The organism is Streptomyces sp. NPDC050528 (assembly GCF_044457795.1).
In the GTDB taxonomy this organism is placed as follows: domain Bacteria; phylum Actinomycetota; class Actinomycetes; order Streptomycetales; family Streptomycetaceae; genus Streptomyces.
Window position 1 is genome coordinate 387725 of the sequence record NZ_JBITHH010000009.1, and the last position, 17578, is coordinate 405302.

Below are 17578 nucleotides of genomic sequence, written 5' to 3' on the forward strand. Positions count from 1 at the left end.
AGGAGAGCAAGGTGGACCCCAGTATCGACATCCCGCATCTGCCGGACTGCGAGCCCATGCTCATCGGCGGCGAGTGGACCACCGGCACCGCGACCGAACGCATCCCGGTGCTCGACCCCGCCACCCGGGAACAGCTCACCACGGTCGCGCAGGCGGGCCCCGCCGAGGTGTCGGCGGCGGTCGAGGCGGCCAACGCCGCGCACCGCGACCGCCGTTGGCGCGGACTGCCGCCCCGGCAACGCCGTGACGTCCTGCTGCGCCTCGCCGACCTGGTGGAGCGCGACGCCGAGCAACTGGCCGTGCTGGACACGCTGGACAACGGCAAGGCCATCGAACGCGCCCGTGGTGATGTTGAGTTGGGGCTCCAGGCCATCCGGCACTTCGCGGGCACCCCGACCCGGCTGGAGGGCACCGTGCACGCGGGCGGCCCCGACCGGCATGTGTACAGCGTCCGCGAACCGGTGGGCGTGGTGGCCGCCGTACTGCCGTGGAACTTCCCCTTCATGATCGCGGCCTGGAAGCTCGCCCCGGCCCTGGCCGCCGGTTGCACGGTCGTGGTGAAGCCGGCCGAGCAGACCCCGCTCACCGCGCTGCGACTGGCCGCGCTGTGTCTGGAAGCGGGCGTGCCCGAAGGCGTGGTCAACGTCCTTACGGGCGACGGCCGTACAGGTGCGGAACTGGTCGCCCACCCCGGCGTCGCCAAGGTGTCCTTCACCGGGTCGACCGAGGTCGGACGGCACATCATGGCCGCGGCGGCACCGTCGTTGAAGCGGCTCACGCTCGAACTCGGCGGCAAGTCCCCCAACATCGTCTTCGCCGACGCCGATCTCGACGCCGCCGTACCGAACGCGGTGCGCGCGGTGTTCGGGCACTCCGGGCAGATGTGCACGGCGGGCAGCAGGCTGCTGGTGGAGCGCGCGATCGTCAAGGAGTTCCTGGACCGGCTGGTGCCGGCGGTGGAGGCGCTGCGGATCGGCCCGGGGTTGTCGGGCGGGATCAACATCGGTCCGCTGGTGTCGCAGGAGCAGTACGACCGCGTCACCGGCTACGTCGAACTCGGGCGCGCCGAGGGCGCCGCGGTGGCCGTGAGCGGTGAGCTCCCGGACGGGCCGGGCTGGTTCGTGCCGCCGACGGTGTTCACGGAGGTCAGCCCCGACATGCGGATCGCCCGGGAGGAGATCTTCGGCCCGGTCGCCACGATCATGCCCTTCGACAGCGAGGAGGAGGCGATCGCGCTGGCCAACGACAGCGAGTACGGCCTCGCCGCCGGCGTCTGGACCGGCAGCCTGGCCCGCGCCCATCGCACCGCCGCCGCGCTGGAGGCCGGGACCGTGTGGGTCAACACGTACAACGAGTTCGACCCCGCCGTGGCCTTCGGCGGGATGAAGCAGTCAGGCCTCGGCAGGGACCTCGGCGACGCCGCCGTCGACGGGTTCACCGAGCTCAAGAGCGTGACGATCGCCCTGTGAGCGCGCCCGTGACGGCCGGAACGGCCGCCTCGCCCCCGAACCCGCCGCCCCCGCGCGTCCTGAACGTCGCGGCCGAACGCGCCCGTACGCCCGGCTCGTTCACCGGCCATCACTTCAACTCGGCCGGTGCGGCGCTGCTCGCCAACGGCACCGTCGAGGCGGTCATCGACCACCTCCGCGCGGAGAGCCTGTCCGGCGGCTACGAGGCCGCGAAACACGCGGCTCCCGCCCTGGAGGCCGTCTACGCGCGTACCGCCGAACTCCTCGGCGCCCGGCTGGAGGAGGTCGCCCTCGTCGAGAGCGCGACCGCCGGCTGGCAGCGGGCCGTCTCGGCGCTTCGACTGCGGCCCGGCGACCGGGTGTTGGCGGCCCGCTCCAGTTACGTGAGCAGCGCGCTGCACCTGCTGTCGGTCGAACGCGACCACGGCGTCCTGGTCGAGCTGCTGCCCAACGGCCCTGACGGAGCGGTGGACTTGGAGGCCCTGGAGGCGGCGTTGCGCGCGGGACCGGCCGCGCTGGTGACGGCCGCGCATGTCCCGACCTCCTCGGGGCTGGTCGAACCCGCCCTCGCGATCGGCGCGTTGGCCGGTGCCCACGGCGTGCCCTACCTGCTGGACGCGACCCAGTCGCTCGGCCAACTGCCGGTGGACATGGGCGCCATCGGCTGCGATCTCCTCATCGGAACCGGCCGCAAGTTCCTGCGCGGCCCACGCGGCACGGGCCTGCTCGCGGTGCGCCGCCCCCTCCTGGACCGGCTCGCCCCCGAGGCGCCCGATGTCCGGGGCGCCCGCTGGACCGCCGAACGCAGCTGGGAACTGGTCCCCGACGCCAAACGCTTCGAACTCTGGGAAGCGGCCCACGCGTTGAGGCTGGGCCTCGGGGCCGCGCTGACCGACCTCGGCACCCTCGGCATCGACACCGTCGCCCAACATCTGGCGGCCCTCGCCACGTCACTGCGGGAACGCCTCGCCGCACTCCCGGGCGTTCACGTCACCGACCCGCCGGCCGCGGGCGGTGCCATCGTCACCTTCGTGGTCGACGGCTTGGACGCCTCCGAAGTACAGCGCCAACTCGCCTATCGCCGGGTCCACTTGATCGCGGTCCCGGCGGGCCACGGCCGCTGGGACATGGATCATCGGGGGCTGACCAAGGTGGTCCGGGCCTCGGTCCACGTCTACAACGACGAGGACGATCTGGACGCGCTGGTGGAGGCGGTGCGGGAGATCGTCTGCCTGCGCGGGCGCGGGACGGCGCCGACCATGGGGCGACGGGACTCGGGCGCGGAGGTCACTGCGCCAGGGACCGATCCCGCAACGCCCGCATCGTCACCCGCAGCCACCGGCCCGATCCCTGCCCTCACCCCGTACGCTCCCCGCCCCAACTCCCGCTGTCACGACGCCATCGTGGTCGGCCTGGGCGTACACGGCAGCGCCGCTCTACATCACCTGGCCGCGCGCGGACTCGACGTCCTCGGGCTCGAACAGTACGGACTGGGCCACGACTTGGGTTCCTCGCACGGGGAGACCCGGATGATCCGCCGCGCCTACCCCCACCCGGACTGGGACGCCCTGGTCGACACCGCCTACCGAGCCTGGTCGGAGCTGGAGGGCACCTCCAAGGCCCAACTGCTCGACATCACCGGCGGGTTGTACGCGGCGCCGGAGGACCGCCCCGACCCGCTCCGCGGCCCCGGTTGCCGCCAGGTCGATGCCGACGAGGCGGCACGGATCTTCCCGGGACTGCGACTGCCCTCCGGCTTCACGGCCGTTCACGATCCGCGCGCCGGCATCATCGACGCGCAGGAGACACTGCGCGCCCAACTGGCCCTGGCCGAACGCTCGGGCGCGCACATCCACGACCACGCCCCCGTCCTCGGCTGGGAACCGGACGGCGACGAGGTCGTGGTCCGCACCGGCAAGACCGTCCTGCGCACCCGCCGCCTGGTGCTGTGCACCGGTCCCTGGACGGCGGCCCAAGTCCCGTCCCTCGCACCGCATCTGACGGTCACTCGCATCGTCAACGCCTACTTCGCCGCCGACCCGACGGGCCCGCTCGGTCCCTCCGGCCTCGGCAGCTTCTCCGTCGATCTGCCGCAGGGTCTCCTGTACGGGTTCCCCGCGACCGACGGACGTGGCGTCAAGGCAGGACTGGACAGCGGTCCCCTCTGGGACCCACAGGCGCCCCGCCCCGAAGCGACCGCCGACGAACTCGCCCTGCTGGCCGAGGCGGTGGCCCAGGTCCTGCCCGGCGTCGGGCCCGTGACCGAGAGCCTGACCTGTCTCTACACGATGACCGCCGACCGGCGTTTCGTCGTCGGCGAAGTGCCGGGCGTACCGCAGGTGTTGGTGGCGTCGGCCTGTTCCGGGCACGGGTTCAAGTTCGGACCGGCGATCGGCGAGGCGCTGGCCGACCTCGTCTGCGGAATCGCCCGCCCGGACCTGGACTTCCTCTCCCCGGCCCGGCTGTTTCCCGGCGGTACCCCGTGAGGGCCCGCCGGTCAGCCGTGGAAGACGGTCTGGGAACGGCGCTCGTACCAGGCCGTCAGATGCTCGCCGGAACTGATGACGTGCTCGCGCATCAACGCGTCGGCTCGGTCGGCGTCGTGCGCGGCCAACGCCTCGATCACCGCCTCGTGCTGACGGATGTTCAGCTGCCGGTGGCGTTCGTCACCGGCGAGGGCGAGCGAGGACACGTTGCGCGGGAAGCTCTCGTTGATCCGGTCGATCATCCGGGTCAGCCAGGGATTGTCGGCGGCTTCGCAAATGACCGTGTGGAAACAGTCGTTGGCGGCGGTCGTCGCGGTGCTCCCACCCGCCGTACTCCCGCCGTCGGCGCTGCCACCCCCTGTCCTCTCACCGGCGGCCCGCACCACCGCCTCGCAGAGCACCGCGTTGTGCTCTCGCAGAGCGGCGAGCCCACGTTCCGTGATCCGGGAAGCGGCGCGCCGGGCCGCCATGCCCTCCAGCTCGGCCCGCACCTCGTAGGCCTGGCGCACCTCCCAGGGCGCGGGCACCCGCACCACCGCACCACGGTTCGGCTGCATCTCGATCAGTCCGCCGTTCTGCAGTTGGCGCAGCGCCTCGCGCACCGGTGTGCGGCTGACGCCGAACTCGGTGGCCAGCGCCGCCTGGCGCAGCGGTTTGCCGATCGCCAGCTCGCCGTTCATGATCCGCGCGCGGATGCGGGCCGCGATGTCGTCGACGAGGGGACTCTCGTCAGTCTGGGGCGTCATCGGAGTCGGTCAAACCCTTCTGGGGAGCGGTCGGGGGGTGCGCGGTGGTGGAGCAGTTTCCCACGCGGCCTAGGGCGTCCACAGCCACACGTTTTTGGATCCACTTCCATGATATCCGCATCCAATAGGAGGGCCGCATGAATCTGGACTTCGCGAAGGCGATCGACGTGTCCGTTCCCATCCATCCCGGCATGCTCCACTGGGGCCGCCGCCCCGAGGTGGAGATCGTCGAGTCCCGCACCGCGGGCGATCCCTCCAACGTGAGCCGCTGGCGCATCGGCGCCCACACCGGCACCCATATCGACGCTCCGGCCCACTTCATCGACGGCGGCAAGACGGTCGACCGACTCGACCTGACCGCCCTCAACGGCACCGCGCGGGTCCTCGACCTCACCCACGTCAAGGAACAGATCACCGCCGCCGACCTCGACGCGGCCGGCCTCGGCACCGAGGAACGCGTACTGCTGCGCACCAGCAACTCCGAGGGCGTCCTGCGCAGCCCGTGGAAGGCCCGCGAGTGGGTCGGACTGGCCCCGGACGGCGCGGAACGCCTCATCGAGGCCGGGGTGCGCACCGCGGGCATCGACTACCTGAGCATCGAGGCCGTCGCCTACACGACCCACTGGGAGACCCACCAACTCCTGTGCGCCGCCGAGGTGTTGATCCTGGAGGTCGTGGACCTGCTCCACACACCCGCCGGGGTCTACGACATGCTCTCCCTCCCCCTGCCCCTCCAGGGCGCCGAAGCCGCCCCCTCCCGCACGGTGTTGCTCCCGAGGGACGCGGCATGACAGCCGCCTCCCCGCTGATCCTGGCCGCACCGCACCCGGCGGCGCTGACGGCGGCCCGGCGCGCGGCCGAGCGAGGCGGCAACGCCGTGGACGCGGCACTCGCGGCCGCCGCCGCCCTCACCGTCGTCTACCCCCACCAGTGCTCCCTGGGCGGCGACTTGATCGCCCTCGTGCACGCCCCCGGCGGCTCGGTGCGCGCGGTGATCTCGGCGGGGGCCGCCGCACAGGCCGTAGACGTGGAGGCACTGCGCGCCGCCGACGAGCGGATGCCCGCGCAGGGGCCGCAGACGGTGACCGTGCCCGGTGTGGTGGCGGGTTGGGCCGCGCTCGCCGAGGCCTACGGCACGCCCGGCGCGCTGGGCGACGCGTTGCGCGATGCCGCCGAGTTGGCGGCGGACGGGGCCACCGTATCGGCGGGTCTGGCGCGTGCCGTACGCGAACGAGCCCCGCAGATCGCCGCGGACCCGGGGCTCAGCGCACTCCTGACCGGTCCCGACGGCGCGCCGCTCGACGAGGGCGACCCGCTCCCCCAGCCCCAACTGGCCGCCGTACTAAGGGCACTCGCCGACGATCCGTCGTCCTTCTACCGGGGCGCGGTCGCCGAGGCACTCGCGGACGGGCTGCGGAGGGTCGGGAGTCCGCTCACCGCGAGCGATCTCGCGGCCCATCAGGCGTCGGACGTCGAGCCGTTGACGCTGGAGGTGGCCGGAACTCGCTGGTGGACCGTGCCGCCGCCGAGCCAGGGGGCGAGTCTGCTGGCCGTGCTGGAGACCGCCGCGTCGGTGGCGAAGCTGTCCGGGCCGGAGCGCACCGGTGCGCTGGCTGCCCGCTGCCAAGACGCCTCGGCAGCACGGGACTTGCTGCTGGGTGACCCGCTCGGTCCCTCGCCCATCGACCTGGACGGACTGCTGCGGCCGGCCGCACTCGCCGGTGCGCGTCCGCCCGAGCCGTCCTTCCGGCCCGCCGGGGACACCGTCGCGATCACCGCCGTTGACGCTTCCGGGCTGGCCGTCTCCCTGATCCAGAGCGTGTACCAGACCTTCGGTTCCGGGATCTGCGAACCGGAGACCGGGATCGTGCTGCACAATCGCGGCTCGGCGTTCAGTCTGCTGCCCGGTCATCCGGCACTCATCGGCCCGGGGCTGCGGCCGCCGCACACCCTGTGCCCGGTGCTCGGCCGGTCCGCCGAATTGCTGCTCGCGGCCGGTTGTCAGGGCGGTCGGGCGCAGCCGCAGATCCTCGCCCAGACCGTGCCCGACCTGATGGATCCGGCCGCCGATCCGGTCGCCGTACTGGACCGGCCGCGGTGGGTGGTCGGCGCCCGCGACATCGGCCACGAGACGCAGACCCTGCTGGCCGAGCCCGGGTCCGTCCCGGCGGGCGCGTTCCCGTCGGTGGTTCCGGTCGTCGTGGCGCCGGGCCGTACCGATCTGGCCGGTCACACCCAGGCCGTACGACTGTCCGCCGGCGGTCGGCTGGACGGCGCCTCCGATCCGCGCGCCGACGGCGGCATCACCTTGGAAGGAAACCCGCAGTGAGCACTCTCGCCCCCGAACCCGTACCGGCCGACGCACCCCATCCGCTGGACCCGCTCACCGTCGCCGAACTGGCCGCTGCCGTAGGGGTGTTGAGGGCCGACACCCGGGTCCCCGACGACGCGCGCTTCTGGGGTGTGGCACTGGACGAGGACCATGCCCGGCGTGCCGCGCCCGGGGACGCGCGGCGGGCCCGCGCGGTCGTGTTCTCCACCTCCACGCGCCACGCCTTCGAGGTCGATCTGGAACTCGGCGACAAGCCGCAGACCACCGCCTGGCGGGAGTTGGACATCCGCAGCCCCGGCTGTTCCTCCGAGGAGGCCCGACAAGCGGCAGCCGCGTGCCGGGCGGACCCGCGTTTCCGGGAGGCGCTGGCACTGCGCGGTATCCACGACGTGTCGCTGGTGATGGTGGACCCGGAGTCGATCGGCGGATTCGAGCCGCCCGAGTACGCGGGGCGGCGGCTGACCTGGGGCAGTGTCTGGCACCGGACCTCCGAGGACGACAACGGTTACGCCCGCCCGGTGCAGGGCGTGGTGCCGATCATCGACATGGAGACCATGGAGATCCTGCACATCGAGGATCACGGGGTGGTGCCGCTGTCGGAGGAGCCGGGCGTGTTCGCGGCCGGGACGGTCGACGAGCGGGCGGGGCTGAAGCCGCTGGAGGTCGTCCAGCCGGAGGGGCCGAGTTTCACCGTCACCGGGCAGCGGATCGACTGGCAGGGCTGGTCCGTCCGGGTCGGCTTCAGTCATCGCGAGGGGTTGGTGCTGCACGACCTCGCGTTCGCCGCGGCCGGGAAGGGTCCGCGTCAGGTGATCCGGCGTGCGGCCGTCAACGAGATGTACGTCCCGTACTTCGACACCGCGTCCACCCAGTACCGCAAGAACTTCTTCGACTGGGGCGAGTACGGCGCGGGCCCGCTCACCAACTCCCTTGCCCTGGGCTGCGATTGCCTCGGTGTCATCCAGTACTTCGACGCGGCGGTGCTCGGCGGCGACGGCGTCCCCCGCCTCATCCCCAACGCGGTCTGCGTGCACGAGGAGGACGACGGCATCCTCTGGAAGCACCACGACGGCCGCACGGGCCGTACGGAGGTGCGCCGTTCGCGCCGGCTGATCATCTCGGCGTTCGCGACGGTCGCCAACTACGACTACGGCTTCTACTGGTCGCTGTACCAGGACGGTTCGGTGATGCTGGAGATCAAGATGACCGGCATCCTCTCCGCCACCGGCGTCGAGGAGGACGAGGCGACGCCGTACGCGCGCCGGGTCGCGCCGAACGTCGCGGTCACCAACCACCAGCACTTCTTCAGCGTCCGCCTCGACATGGCGGTGGACGGCGATCCCAACCGGCTGGTCGAGGTCACCGCCGAGCACGAGCCCGACCCCGTGCTCGATCCGTACGGCAACGCGGCCCGGACCGTGCTGCGTCCGATCCTCAGCGAGTCGGAGGGCGCCCGGCGCACCGACCCGTCCCGCGCGCTGCACTGGCGGGTGGAGAGCACCGAGTCCCGCAACCGGATGGGCGAACCGACCGCGTATCGCGTGCACTTGGAGAACACGGCGGTACTGCCGGTGCGCGAGGACAGCGTGTGTGCGCGCCGAGCGCCTTTCGTGGGGCGGCAGTTGTGGGCGACGGCCTACGACGCGGACCGGCGCTTCGTCGGCGGCGAGTACCCGAACCAGGCCGAGCCCGGCGCGGACGGTGTGCACAAGTGGCAGGAGGAGAACCGGTCGTTGGACGGCACGGACCTCGTGCTGTGGGCCACGGTCGGCTCGCACCACTTCCCGCGCCCCGAGGAGTGGCCGGTGATGCCGGTGGCCAAGGCCCGGCTGCGTCTGGAGCCCGACGGCTTCTTCGACCGCAACCCGGCCCTGGACGTGCCCGCCCCCAACTCCTGCCACACGCCCAGTCCTTCGGCTCCGGACCACTGCTGCGGCTGACCGCGCCTCCCCTCCCCCGAAAGGCGACCCATGCGCGAGGAAGAGAACACACGGCTCACCCGGACCGGACCCGGTACTCCGGCCGGTGAGTGGATGCGCCGCTACTGGCAGCCGATCGCCCTCAGCGAGGAACTCGACGGCGCACGGCCGCTGGTGGCGCCCAAGGTGATGGGCCAGGACCTGGTCCTGTTCCGCGACGAGCACGGCGAACTCGGTCTCGTCGACCGCGGCTGCCCGCACCGCGGTGCCGACCTGGCGCTCGGCCGGCTGGAGGACGGCGGACTGCGCTGCTGCTTCCACGGCTGGCTCTTCGCCCGTGACGGTTCCTGTCTCGACACCCCCGCCGAGCCCGTCGACAGTCCGCTCAAGTCCCGTGTCCGGCTGGGCAGTTACCCGGTCCGCGAGATCAACGGCATCATCTGGGGCTACCTCGGCCCCGGCGAACCGCCCCAACTCCCCGCCCTGGACTGCTTCCAGGCCCCCGCCGACCACGCCTTCGCCTGGAAAGGGCTCCTGGAGTGCAACTGGCTCCAGGCCCTGGAGGTCGGCATCGACCCGGCCCACGCCTCCTACCTCCACCGCTTCTTCCAGGACGAGGACCCGGCCGACAGCTACGGCAAACAGTTCCGCGCCGCCTCCCAGGGCACCGACCTCCCGATGACGAAGATCCTGCGCGAGTACGGCCGCCCCGACATCGACGCCGCCCGCACCCCGTACGGCATCCGCCTCACCGCCCGCCGCACGCTCGACGGTACGGACACCCAGGGCCTGCCGATGGACGGCAGCCGTACCCATGTCCGCATCACCCACCAGGTGTTTCCGCACGCCTTCCACATCCCGCTGGACGCGGAGACGGCGATCACCCAGTGGCATGTGCCGATCGACGACAACTCCAGTTACTGGTATGCCCTGTTCACCAGTGTCGGCGGCCCGGTGGACCAGGCGGAGATGCGCCGGCAGCGGGTCGGCGCGGTCACCCTGCCCGACTACCGGCCGCGCTTCGGCCGCGCGAACGGCTACGGCTACGACCCGGCGGAGCAGCGCACGACGACGTACACCGGGCTCGGCTTCGACATCAACGTGCACGACCAGTGGGCGGTGGAGGGTCAGGGGTCCGTGCAGGACCGTACCCGCGAGCATCTGGGCCGCTCCGACAAGGCCATCGTGATGTACCGGCGGATGCTCGGCGAGGCCATCACCGCCGTCGAGCGCGGCGAGGATCCGCCGCTGGTGCTGCCGGCCGAGGAGGCGGGGCGGCTGTACGGACCGGTCGCGTTGGACGGGATCGGTCCCACCGAGGGCTGGTTGGAGCACTGGACGGCCGTCACCGACAAGCAGCGCGCCGACAGCAGTTGGGCGCAGCCGCTGGGAACGGACGGCTGAGCGGCGTGGGATTCATCGAACGGCACGGCCTGTGGAACGCCGAACAGGCCGCCGCCGCACGGGAGATACAGGAACGCGCCGAGAGCGGCGGGATGTCGGTGGTCCGGCTGGTCTTCGCCGACCAGCACGGACTGCTGCGCGGCAAGACCGTCACCCTGGGCGAACTCCCCAACGTGCTGCGCGACGGCACCGGCATCGCCTCCTCCCTCCTCGCCAAGGACACCTCGGGGCGAACCGTGTTCCCGCTGTTCACCAAGGAGACGCCGCTCGGGCTGCCCGAACTGCGCGGCGCCGCCGACATGGTGATGGTGCCCGACCCACTGACCTTCCGGATGCTGCCGTGGTCACCGAGCACGGGCTGGCTGCTGTGCGACCTGCGCTTCACCTCCGGCACACCGGTCCCCCTGTGCACACGCGGGGTGCTGCGCTCGGTCCTCGACCAGGCCGAGGGACTGACGTACCGGACCGGCCTGGAGGTGGAGTTCCACCTCTTCCGGCTCGACGATCCCCGTCTGGGCCCCGGCGACCAGGGCCAGCCCGGCGCCGCACCCGAGGTCGGCATGCTCAACCACGGCTACCAGTACCTCAGCGAGCTGCGCTACGACGAACTCGACCCCATCCTCGACGTGCTGCGCTCGAACATCGAGGGCCTGGGACTGCCGTTGCGCAGCCTGGAGGTGGAATTCGGCCCGAGCCAGGTCGAGTTGACCCTCCAGCCCGCCGACGGACTGGGCACGGCCGACGCGATGGTGCTGCTGCGCAGCGCCGTCAAACAGGTCGCCGCCCGCCACGGCCACCACGCCACCTTCATGTGCCGCCCCCACCTCCCAGGCGTGTTCTCCAGCGGCTGGCATCTGCACCAGAGCGTGCTGCGGGACGGGGTAGGTGTCTTCGCGCCGGAGGGCGCCCAACTCACCGCGTCCGGGCCGCCGCTGTCACCGTACGGATCCGCCTTCCTCGGCGGGTTGCTCCGGCACGCACGAGCCACCAGCGCGTTCTCGACCCCAACTCTCAACGGTTTCAAGCGTTTTCGCTCGCTGTCGTTGGCGCCGGACCGTGCGGTGTGGGGGCGCGACAACCGCGGGGCGATGGTGCGCGTCCTGGGTGACAGCCCGTCAACCACCCGGCTGGAGAACCGGATCGGTGAACCGGCCGCCAACCCCTATCTCTACCTCGCCTCCCAACTCGCCGCCGGACTGGAGGGAGTTGCCGGTGGCCTGGAACCCGGTCCCGCCGCCGACGAACCCTACGCGGCACACGCCGAACCGCTTCCCCGTTCGCTCGGCGAGGCCCTGGACGCGCTGGAGGCCGACCGCATGCTCGCCGACCGGCTCGGCAAGGACTTCGTGGCGTACTACACGAGCATCAAGCGTGCCGAGATCACCCGCTTCAGCCAAGAGGTGACCGACTGGGAACAGCGGGAGTACTTCCGTGTCTTCTGACCTCGGCTCGCCTGGCGCGACCACTGAGCGGCTCCTGGTCCGGCAGGCCCGCTGGATCGCCCAAGACGTGGTGGAACTGCGCCTCACCCGGCCCACCGGCGGCGCTCTCCCGTCCTGGGAGCCGGGCGCGCACGTGGAGTTGACCCTGCCCTCGGGGCTGCGGCGGCCCTACTCGCTGTGCGGGGACGTGACGGACACCGAGGCGTGGACGGTCGCCGTGCACCGCGTGCCCGAGGGGCGTGGTGGCTCCCGGGAGATCCACGAAACCGCACTGGTGGGAAGGGAGTTGGAGGTGCGCGAGCCGGTCAACAGGTTCCCGTTGGTACCCGCGCCCGGCTATCTCCTGCTGGCCGGCGGTATCGGCGTCACCCCGCTGCTGCCGATGGCCCGCGAACTCACCGCGCGCGGCCTGCCCTGGCGGCTGGTCCTGGGCGCCCGCGACCGTTCCCGGCTCGTGTACGCCGAGGAGTTGGTGGAGCTGGGCGGCGACCGCGTGCGACTCCTGCCGCAGGACGAGGCGGGCCTCCCGGACCTGGCCGCCGAACTCGCCGCCACCCCGCCCACGTACGCCGTCTACGCCTGCGGCCCGCAACCGATGCTCGACGCGGTGACGGCCCTGTGCCGTACGGCCGATCCGGCACGGTCACCGCACCTCGAACGCTTCACGGCAGGCGACGACACGAACTCAGATCAACTCAATGTCGATGGCGGTGAGTTCGAGGTGGTGTTGAGCCGCTCGGGCCTGCGGCTGACCGTGCCCGCCGACCGTTCCGTGCTGGACGTCGTCCGCGAGAAACTCCCCGACGTGCCGTACTCCTGCGAGGAGGGCTACTGCGGTACCTGCGAGACACCGGTCACGGCCGGACTCCCGGACCACCGCGACACGGTGATCGAGCCGTCCGAACGCCCCACCGCCACCACGATGATGATCTGCGTGAGCCGCTGCGACTCCCCGGTGCTGGAGCTGGACCTCTAGGTGGCTCGCCGCTTCGCCAGGCGCTGCAACAGGGCCCGGGGTCGGTACGGGATGACCTCGGCCAAGGAGATGGCGGTGCTGGTCCGGTCGACTCCGTCGATGGCCAGGATCGCCTTGGTGATCCGATGCAGGTCAGCGGTGTCCTTGGCGACGACATGGGCGAGGAGGTCGGCGTCGCCGGTGGTGTAGTGGACCTCGATGACTTCGGGGAGGTCGAGCAGACCCTCGTGGACGCTCTCCGGCTCGGCCTGGCTCACCGCGAGCGACATGAACGCCACCAGGCCGTATCCGAGGGCGGCGGGGTCGACACGTCGGCTGACGGGCTTGAGTACGCCCTCGGCGGCCATCCTCCGCAGCCGGGCGTGCACGGTGTTCCGGGCCACGCCCAGGGTCTGGGCCAGGGCGAGGATCGTCGCGTCCGGGTCGTCGTCCAGGGCCAGGATGATCCGGGCGTCCAAGGGGTCCACCAGTGTCATGGTGAGCATTCTGCCACCAGGCATCCAGACCATTGAGCATCTGTCGCACCACATGGACCCTGTATTGCGCGTATGACCCGCGATGTGGTCAATCTGATGGGCCATTCACCCCTCCGCCCTGATGAAGGACCGCCCGCCATGGCCTCGAAGACACCCGCTTCCGGCACCGGTAGTTCCTGGATCGTCATCGTTGCCGCCGGCGTCGCCGCCGGGCTGCAGGTGTGGAAGGTGCCGCCCGCCGTCCCGTTCCTGCGGCACGACCTGTCGCTGAGCCTGGTGCAGGCCGGGACACTGCTCGGGATCGTCCAACTGGCCGGGATGCTCGGGGGACTTGGCGTCTCGCTGTTGGCGGAACTGATCGGTGAGCGACGCTGTCTGAGCGGCGGGCTGGTCCTGCTGTTCGTCGGTTCGGTCGGCGGTGGCTTCGCCTGGTCGGCGGCGCCGCTGCTGGTCTCGCGGGCGGTCGAGGGGGCCGGTTTCATCCTGGTCGCGGTGACCGGCCCGGGGCTGATCCGGCGCACCGCTCCCCCCGGCCGCTTCACCACGGCCATGGGCTTCTGGGGCGCCTACCAGGGCATCTCCACCTTCGCCGGGCTCATCGTCGGCGCGCTGGCTCTCCAGGTGCTGTCGTGGCGGGTGTGGTGGTGGGGCATGGCCGTGATCGCGCTGGCGCCGCTGCCGTGGGTCCTGGCCCGTGTTCCCCGTGACGAGGCGGGTGGCGTGCGCGGCGCGGCGAACGCCCTCGCCCGTATCGGCCGTACCGTCCGGTCCGCCGCCCCTTGGACGGCCGGGCTCGTGTTCGCCTGCTACACCCTGCCGTGGATGGCCGTGGTCGGGTTCCTGCCCACCATCTATCGCGGCGGTGGGATGACGGGCAGTTGGCCAGGGGTCCTCAGTGCCGTGGTCGGTGCGGCGAACGCCGTCGGCTCGATCACCACGGCCGCACTCATGAAGCGCGGTTTGCCGACCCGCTCGCTCATCGTCCCCGCGTTCGCCCTCATGGCCGTCACGTCGGTGCTGGCCTTCGCCGTCGACTGGCGCGGCGTCCCGGCAGGTACAGCTGGGCAGTTCGCGTGTGTCACGGTCTTCTCGCTGACCGGTGGTGCGATACCGGCGACCTTGCTGCGCATGATCGGTGAGCTGACGCCCGTCGGCGGTTCGGCCCCGGCCACGATGGGCCTGATCCAGCAACTGTTCAACGCCGGCAGCTTCGTCGGCCCCACCGTCGCCGCCTGGCTGGCCACCCGCACTGGCAACTGGCACTCCACCTGGTGGCTGACCTGCGCCTGCACGGCCGTGGGTATCGCCCTCAGCCACCGCCTCAGGCCGCGCACGACAGTCCCCGGTGCCGAATACAACGGCCGCGCGGTGCACATGAGTTGAGAGACCCGGCCGCTACGGCAGTGGGCCGTCCCCGAGTCGGTCCCGCAACCCGGCGCGGATGGGATCGTCGTCGGGCAGGCCGAGTTCGGTGGTCAGGGCGAGCGCGCGGATCCACACCTCGCGGGCCGCGTCGGACTGGCCCGCGCTGCGATGACTGTCGCCGAGGCACGTGAGACAGGCCGCCTCGCTGTGCCGCTCCCCCGTCGCGTGGAACAACTGGGCCGCCTGCCGGTAACGGTCAACTGCCTGTTGGTAGCCGCCGAGTTGGTGGTGGATGTAGCCCAGGCTGTCGGAGATGTGGGCCTGTCCGTCCACGTCCCCGGCCGCCCGGGCGAGTTCGAGGGCCTGTTCGCAGTGTCCGAGTGCGCGGAGATGGTCGCCGAGGTGCGCCAGCCGCCAGCCGATGTGGTTCAACGCGGCGGCCTGTCCCGCCCGGTCGCCCGCGGCCCGGTAGTGCTCCAGGCTCCGGTAGGCGTGTTCCAGCGCGCGTTCGGCGTTGCCCTGGCCCCCGGACATCCGCGAGAGGTGCTGGTGGGTGCGGGCCTGGCCGGCGTCGCTGCCGGCCGCGGCGAAGAGTTCGAGGGCCCGCAGATAGTGCTCGCGGGCGGGTTCCGGGCACTTCAACCGGTCCAGGGCCAGCCCCAGTCCGCGGTGGGCACCCGCCCGGCCGGTCAGGTCGCCCTCCCGTTCGGCCGCCGCCAGTGCGCGGTGCCCGGCGGTCAGCAGCGCCTGCCAGTAGCCGTGCCGGTCCAGGAAGGTGGTCAGGACGGTGACCAGCCGCCAGACGTGGGCGTCGAAGCCGGGCTGGGGCTGTCGTACGAGCGCGAGCAGCACCGGGTGTTCGGCGACGAGCCAGGCCAGTGCCCGGTCGTAGTCCTCGAACTCGACCGGGTTCGCCCCGGGTCTGGGCGCGGGTGCCTCCACCGGGTTGGGCTGCGGGGTCACGAGTACGTCGGCGGCCCGCGCGGAGTGGAGGTAGTGGTCCATCATCCGGTGCCGCGCGGACCGGCGTTCCCACTCGTCGTCGTAGGCGATGACGAGTTCCGCTGCGTAGACGCGCAGCAGGTCGTGGAAGGCGTAGCGCCCCGGGGCGTGCTCGACCAGCAAGTGGCCGACGGTCAGTTCGGCCAGCAGCGGTCGGACGCGCTCGGGCGGTACGTCGGCCAGTGCGGCCGCCGCGCGCTGGTCCAGGTCGGGTCCGGGGTGCAGGGCCAGCAGGCGGAACAGGCGGGCCGCGGCGGGGCTGAGCGCGCTGTAGGACCAGGAGAACACCGCCCGTACCTGGCTGGACTCCTCGCCGCCGTCCAGGGCGTCCAACCGGCCGCCCGCTTCCCGGAGTTCCTCCGCGAGTGTTCCCAGGGGCTGGTGCGGTTGCGCGGCGGCTCGTGCCGAGACCACGGCCAGCGCGAGGGGCAGTCCCGCGCACCAGGTGACGAGGTCGGCCACCGCCGCCGGTTCGGCCGCGACCCGGCCCACGCCGAGCCGTTCCGCGAGGACGTTCCGTGCGGCGGCCGGTGTCAGCGGGTCCACGGCGAGGAGATGGGCGCCCTCGGTCGCGGCCAGCCCGGTCAGACGGTTCCGGCTGGTCACCAGGGCCATGCAGCCGACGGCGCCCGGCAGCAGCGGGCGGACCTGTTCCTCGTCACGGGCGTTGTCTAGGACGACCATCATCCGACGCCCCGTCAACAGACTCCGGTACAGGCCGACTTGGGCCTCCAGGCCGGGTGGCACGCGCTCCGGCCGTACCCCGAGTGCGTCCAGGAAGCCGCGTACCGCCTCGGTCGGCTGCACCAGCGCCCCTTGCGGGTCGAATCCCCGCAGGTTCACGTACAACTGCCCGTCGGGGAACGCCCTTTCGACCCGGCGTGCCCAGTGCACCGCGAGGGCGGTCTTCCCGACGCCCGCCATGCCCGACACCGCCGAGATGACCACGGCGGCGGACTCGCCCTCGGCCGAGGCGAGGATCGTGGCGAGGCGGGCCAGTTCGCCGTCGCGGCCGGTGAACCCTCGTACGGACATGGGGAGTTGGGCAGGATGCTCGGTCTGGCGTATCACCGCCGACGGCTGGGGGCGTGGGGTCGCGGTGGAGCGGTGGCCGCGCAGGATCGACTGGTGGAGCTGGCGCAGGGCCGGTCCGGTGTCCGTGCCCAGTTCCTCGGCGAGGCGTTTGCGGACGGCGGCATAGCAGTCGAGGGCCTCCGCGCTGCGGCCGGTTTCGTGCAGGGCCCGCATCAGGGCTTCGGCGAGGGGTTCGGCGAGCGGGTACTCGCCGAGCAGGCCGGTCAACGGGCCGATGACGGGGGCGGGATCGCCGTGGCGCAGCTCCGCGCGGGCCCAGCCGACGGCGGCGTCCTGATGCTGTCGCCGCCAGGCCTCGCGCATCCGGGCCGCCCACTCCCCGTTCAGCCCGGACAGCGGCTCGCCGCGCCACAGGTCGAGCGCCTCGCGCAGCAGCACGGCCCGCACCGGGTCGGCCGGTCCCGCCGCCCGCGCCTGGTCGACCAACTGCCGGAAGCGGTACACGTCCACCTGGTCCGGGCGCGCCTCCAGCAGATATCCGCCGGAACGGCGCACGAGTAATAAGGGATCCCGCGAGGTCTCGGCGGCCCGCTCGCACACCCGCCGTATCCGCGCGACATGGGCGTGCACCGCGCCGCGCGCGCCGTCCGGGGCACGCGGGCCCCAGACCCGCTCGATGACGACGTCGACCGCGACGGGCCGGCCGATGTCCACGGCCAACGCGGCCATCACGGTGCGACGTTGGGGCGGGCCCACCTCCACCGCGTGCCCTTCCGCCGACAGTTCCACGGGCCCGAGCAACTGCACGTCCACCATGGTGTGCACCTCCCCCCTACACAAAGCCTCCTCCTTTCTTTCACAGACGCGTGCGCGGCGCGACAAGCCTTCGACAAGGTTTCCGGTCACACACCGGTGCGAATCTGCTG

Annotated in this window: 12 protein-coding genes; 9 read left to right on the top strand and 3 right to left on the bottom strand. The window is 72.0% G+C overall.

The annotated features are described in order from the left end of the window. Positions 1–11: 11 nt before the first annotated feature. Positions 12–1469, top strand: coding sequence for an aldehyde dehydrogenase family protein (locus ACIBK4_RS30915; protein WP_398999871.1), 1458 nt, complete (start codon positions 12–14; stop codon positions 1467–1469). After that, positions 1466–3955, top strand: a complete 2490-nt coding sequence (gene solA / locus ACIBK4_RS30920; RefSeq protein WP_398999873.1) for an N-methyl-L-tryptophan oxidase — start codon at positions 1466–1468, stop codon at positions 3953–3955. Before ACIBK4_RS30915 ends, solA begins: the two co-directional genes overlap by 4 nt. An 11-nt stretch (positions 3956–3966) precedes the next feature. Here the strand turns inward: solA and ACIBK4_RS30925 are convergent, their stop codons facing one another. Then, complete coding sequence (locus ACIBK4_RS30925) at positions 3967–4701, bottom strand: GntR family transcriptional regulator (RefSeq protein ID WP_398999875.1); 735 nt, start codon at positions 4699–4701, stop codon at positions 3967–3969. Positions 4702–4838: 137 nt separating this feature from the next. On the opposite strand from ACIBK4_RS30925, the gene ACIBK4_RS30930 reads away from it, so the two are divergent. The 6 genes from ACIBK4_RS30930 to ACIBK4_RS30955 are packed head-to-tail and all read left to right on the top strand — an operon-like array spanning position 4839 to position 12774. Continuing rightward, positions 4839–5492 (top strand): cyclase family protein, encoded by a 654-nt coding sequence (locus ACIBK4_RS30930; RefSeq protein ID WP_398999877.1) that lies wholly within the window; start codon positions 4839–4841, stop codon positions 5490–5492. After that, positions 5489–7030: a gamma-glutamyltransferase gene (locus tag ACIBK4_RS30935; RefSeq protein ID WP_398999879.1), complete on the top strand. Its 1542-nt coding sequence runs from the start codon at positions 5489–5491 to the stop codon at positions 7028–7030. Before ACIBK4_RS30930 ends, ACIBK4_RS30935 begins: the two co-directional genes overlap by 4 nt. Beyond that, positions 7027–8973: a primary-amine oxidase gene (locus ACIBK4_RS30940; RefSeq protein WP_398999881.1), complete on the top strand. Its 1947-nt coding sequence runs from the start codon at positions 7027–7029 to the stop codon at positions 8971–8973. The genes ACIBK4_RS30935 and ACIBK4_RS30940 overlap by 4 nt, the downstream gene beginning before the upstream one ends. A gap of 30 nt (positions 8974–9003) precedes the next feature. Beyond that, on the top strand, positions 9004–10356 hold the full coding sequence (locus tag ACIBK4_RS30945) for a Rieske 2Fe-2S domain-containing protein (protein WP_398999883.1): 1353 nt from the start codon (positions 9004–9006) through the stop codon (positions 10354–10356). 5 nt (positions 10357–10361) lie between these two features. Continuing rightward, positions 10362–11798 (top strand): glutamine synthetase family protein, encoded by a 1437-nt coding sequence (locus ACIBK4_RS30950; RefSeq protein WP_398999885.1) that lies wholly within the window; start codon positions 10362–10364, stop codon positions 11796–11798. Beyond that, complete coding sequence (locus ACIBK4_RS30955) at positions 11788–12774, top strand: PDR/VanB family oxidoreductase (protein ID WP_398999887.1); 987 nt, start codon at positions 11788–11790, stop codon at positions 12772–12774. The genes ACIBK4_RS30950 and ACIBK4_RS30955 overlap by 11 nt, the downstream gene beginning before the upstream one ends. Here the strand turns inward: ACIBK4_RS30955 and ACIBK4_RS30960 are convergent. Further along, complete coding sequence (locus ACIBK4_RS30960) at positions 12771–13250, bottom strand: Lrp/AsnC family transcriptional regulator (RefSeq protein ID WP_366432736.1); 480 nt, start codon at positions 13248–13250, stop codon at positions 12771–12773. The two genes, ACIBK4_RS30955 and ACIBK4_RS30960, sit on opposite strands and share 4 nt — an antisense overlap. 138 nt (positions 13251–13388) lie before the next feature. Here ACIBK4_RS30960 and ACIBK4_RS30965 point away from each other — a divergent pair, with 138 nt between their 5' ends. Continuing rightward, positions 13389–14633 carry a CynX/NimT family MFS transporter gene (locus ACIBK4_RS30965; protein ID WP_398999889.1) on the top strand — a complete coding sequence of 415 codons (1245 nt, stop codon included), beginning with the start codon at positions 13389–13391 and terminating at the stop codon, positions 14631–14633. A 12-nt stretch (positions 14634–14645) separates the two neighbouring features. Here ACIBK4_RS30965 and ACIBK4_RS30970 read toward each other — a convergent pair whose 3' ends face one another. Then, the gene (locus ACIBK4_RS30970) at positions 14646–17468 is read right to left on the bottom strand and encodes an AfsR/SARP family transcriptional regulator (RefSeq protein ID WP_398999891.1); all 2823 of its coding nucleotides are present in this window, start codon (positions 17466–17468) and stop codon (positions 14646–14648) included. Positions 17469–17578 lie beyond the last annotated feature (110 nt).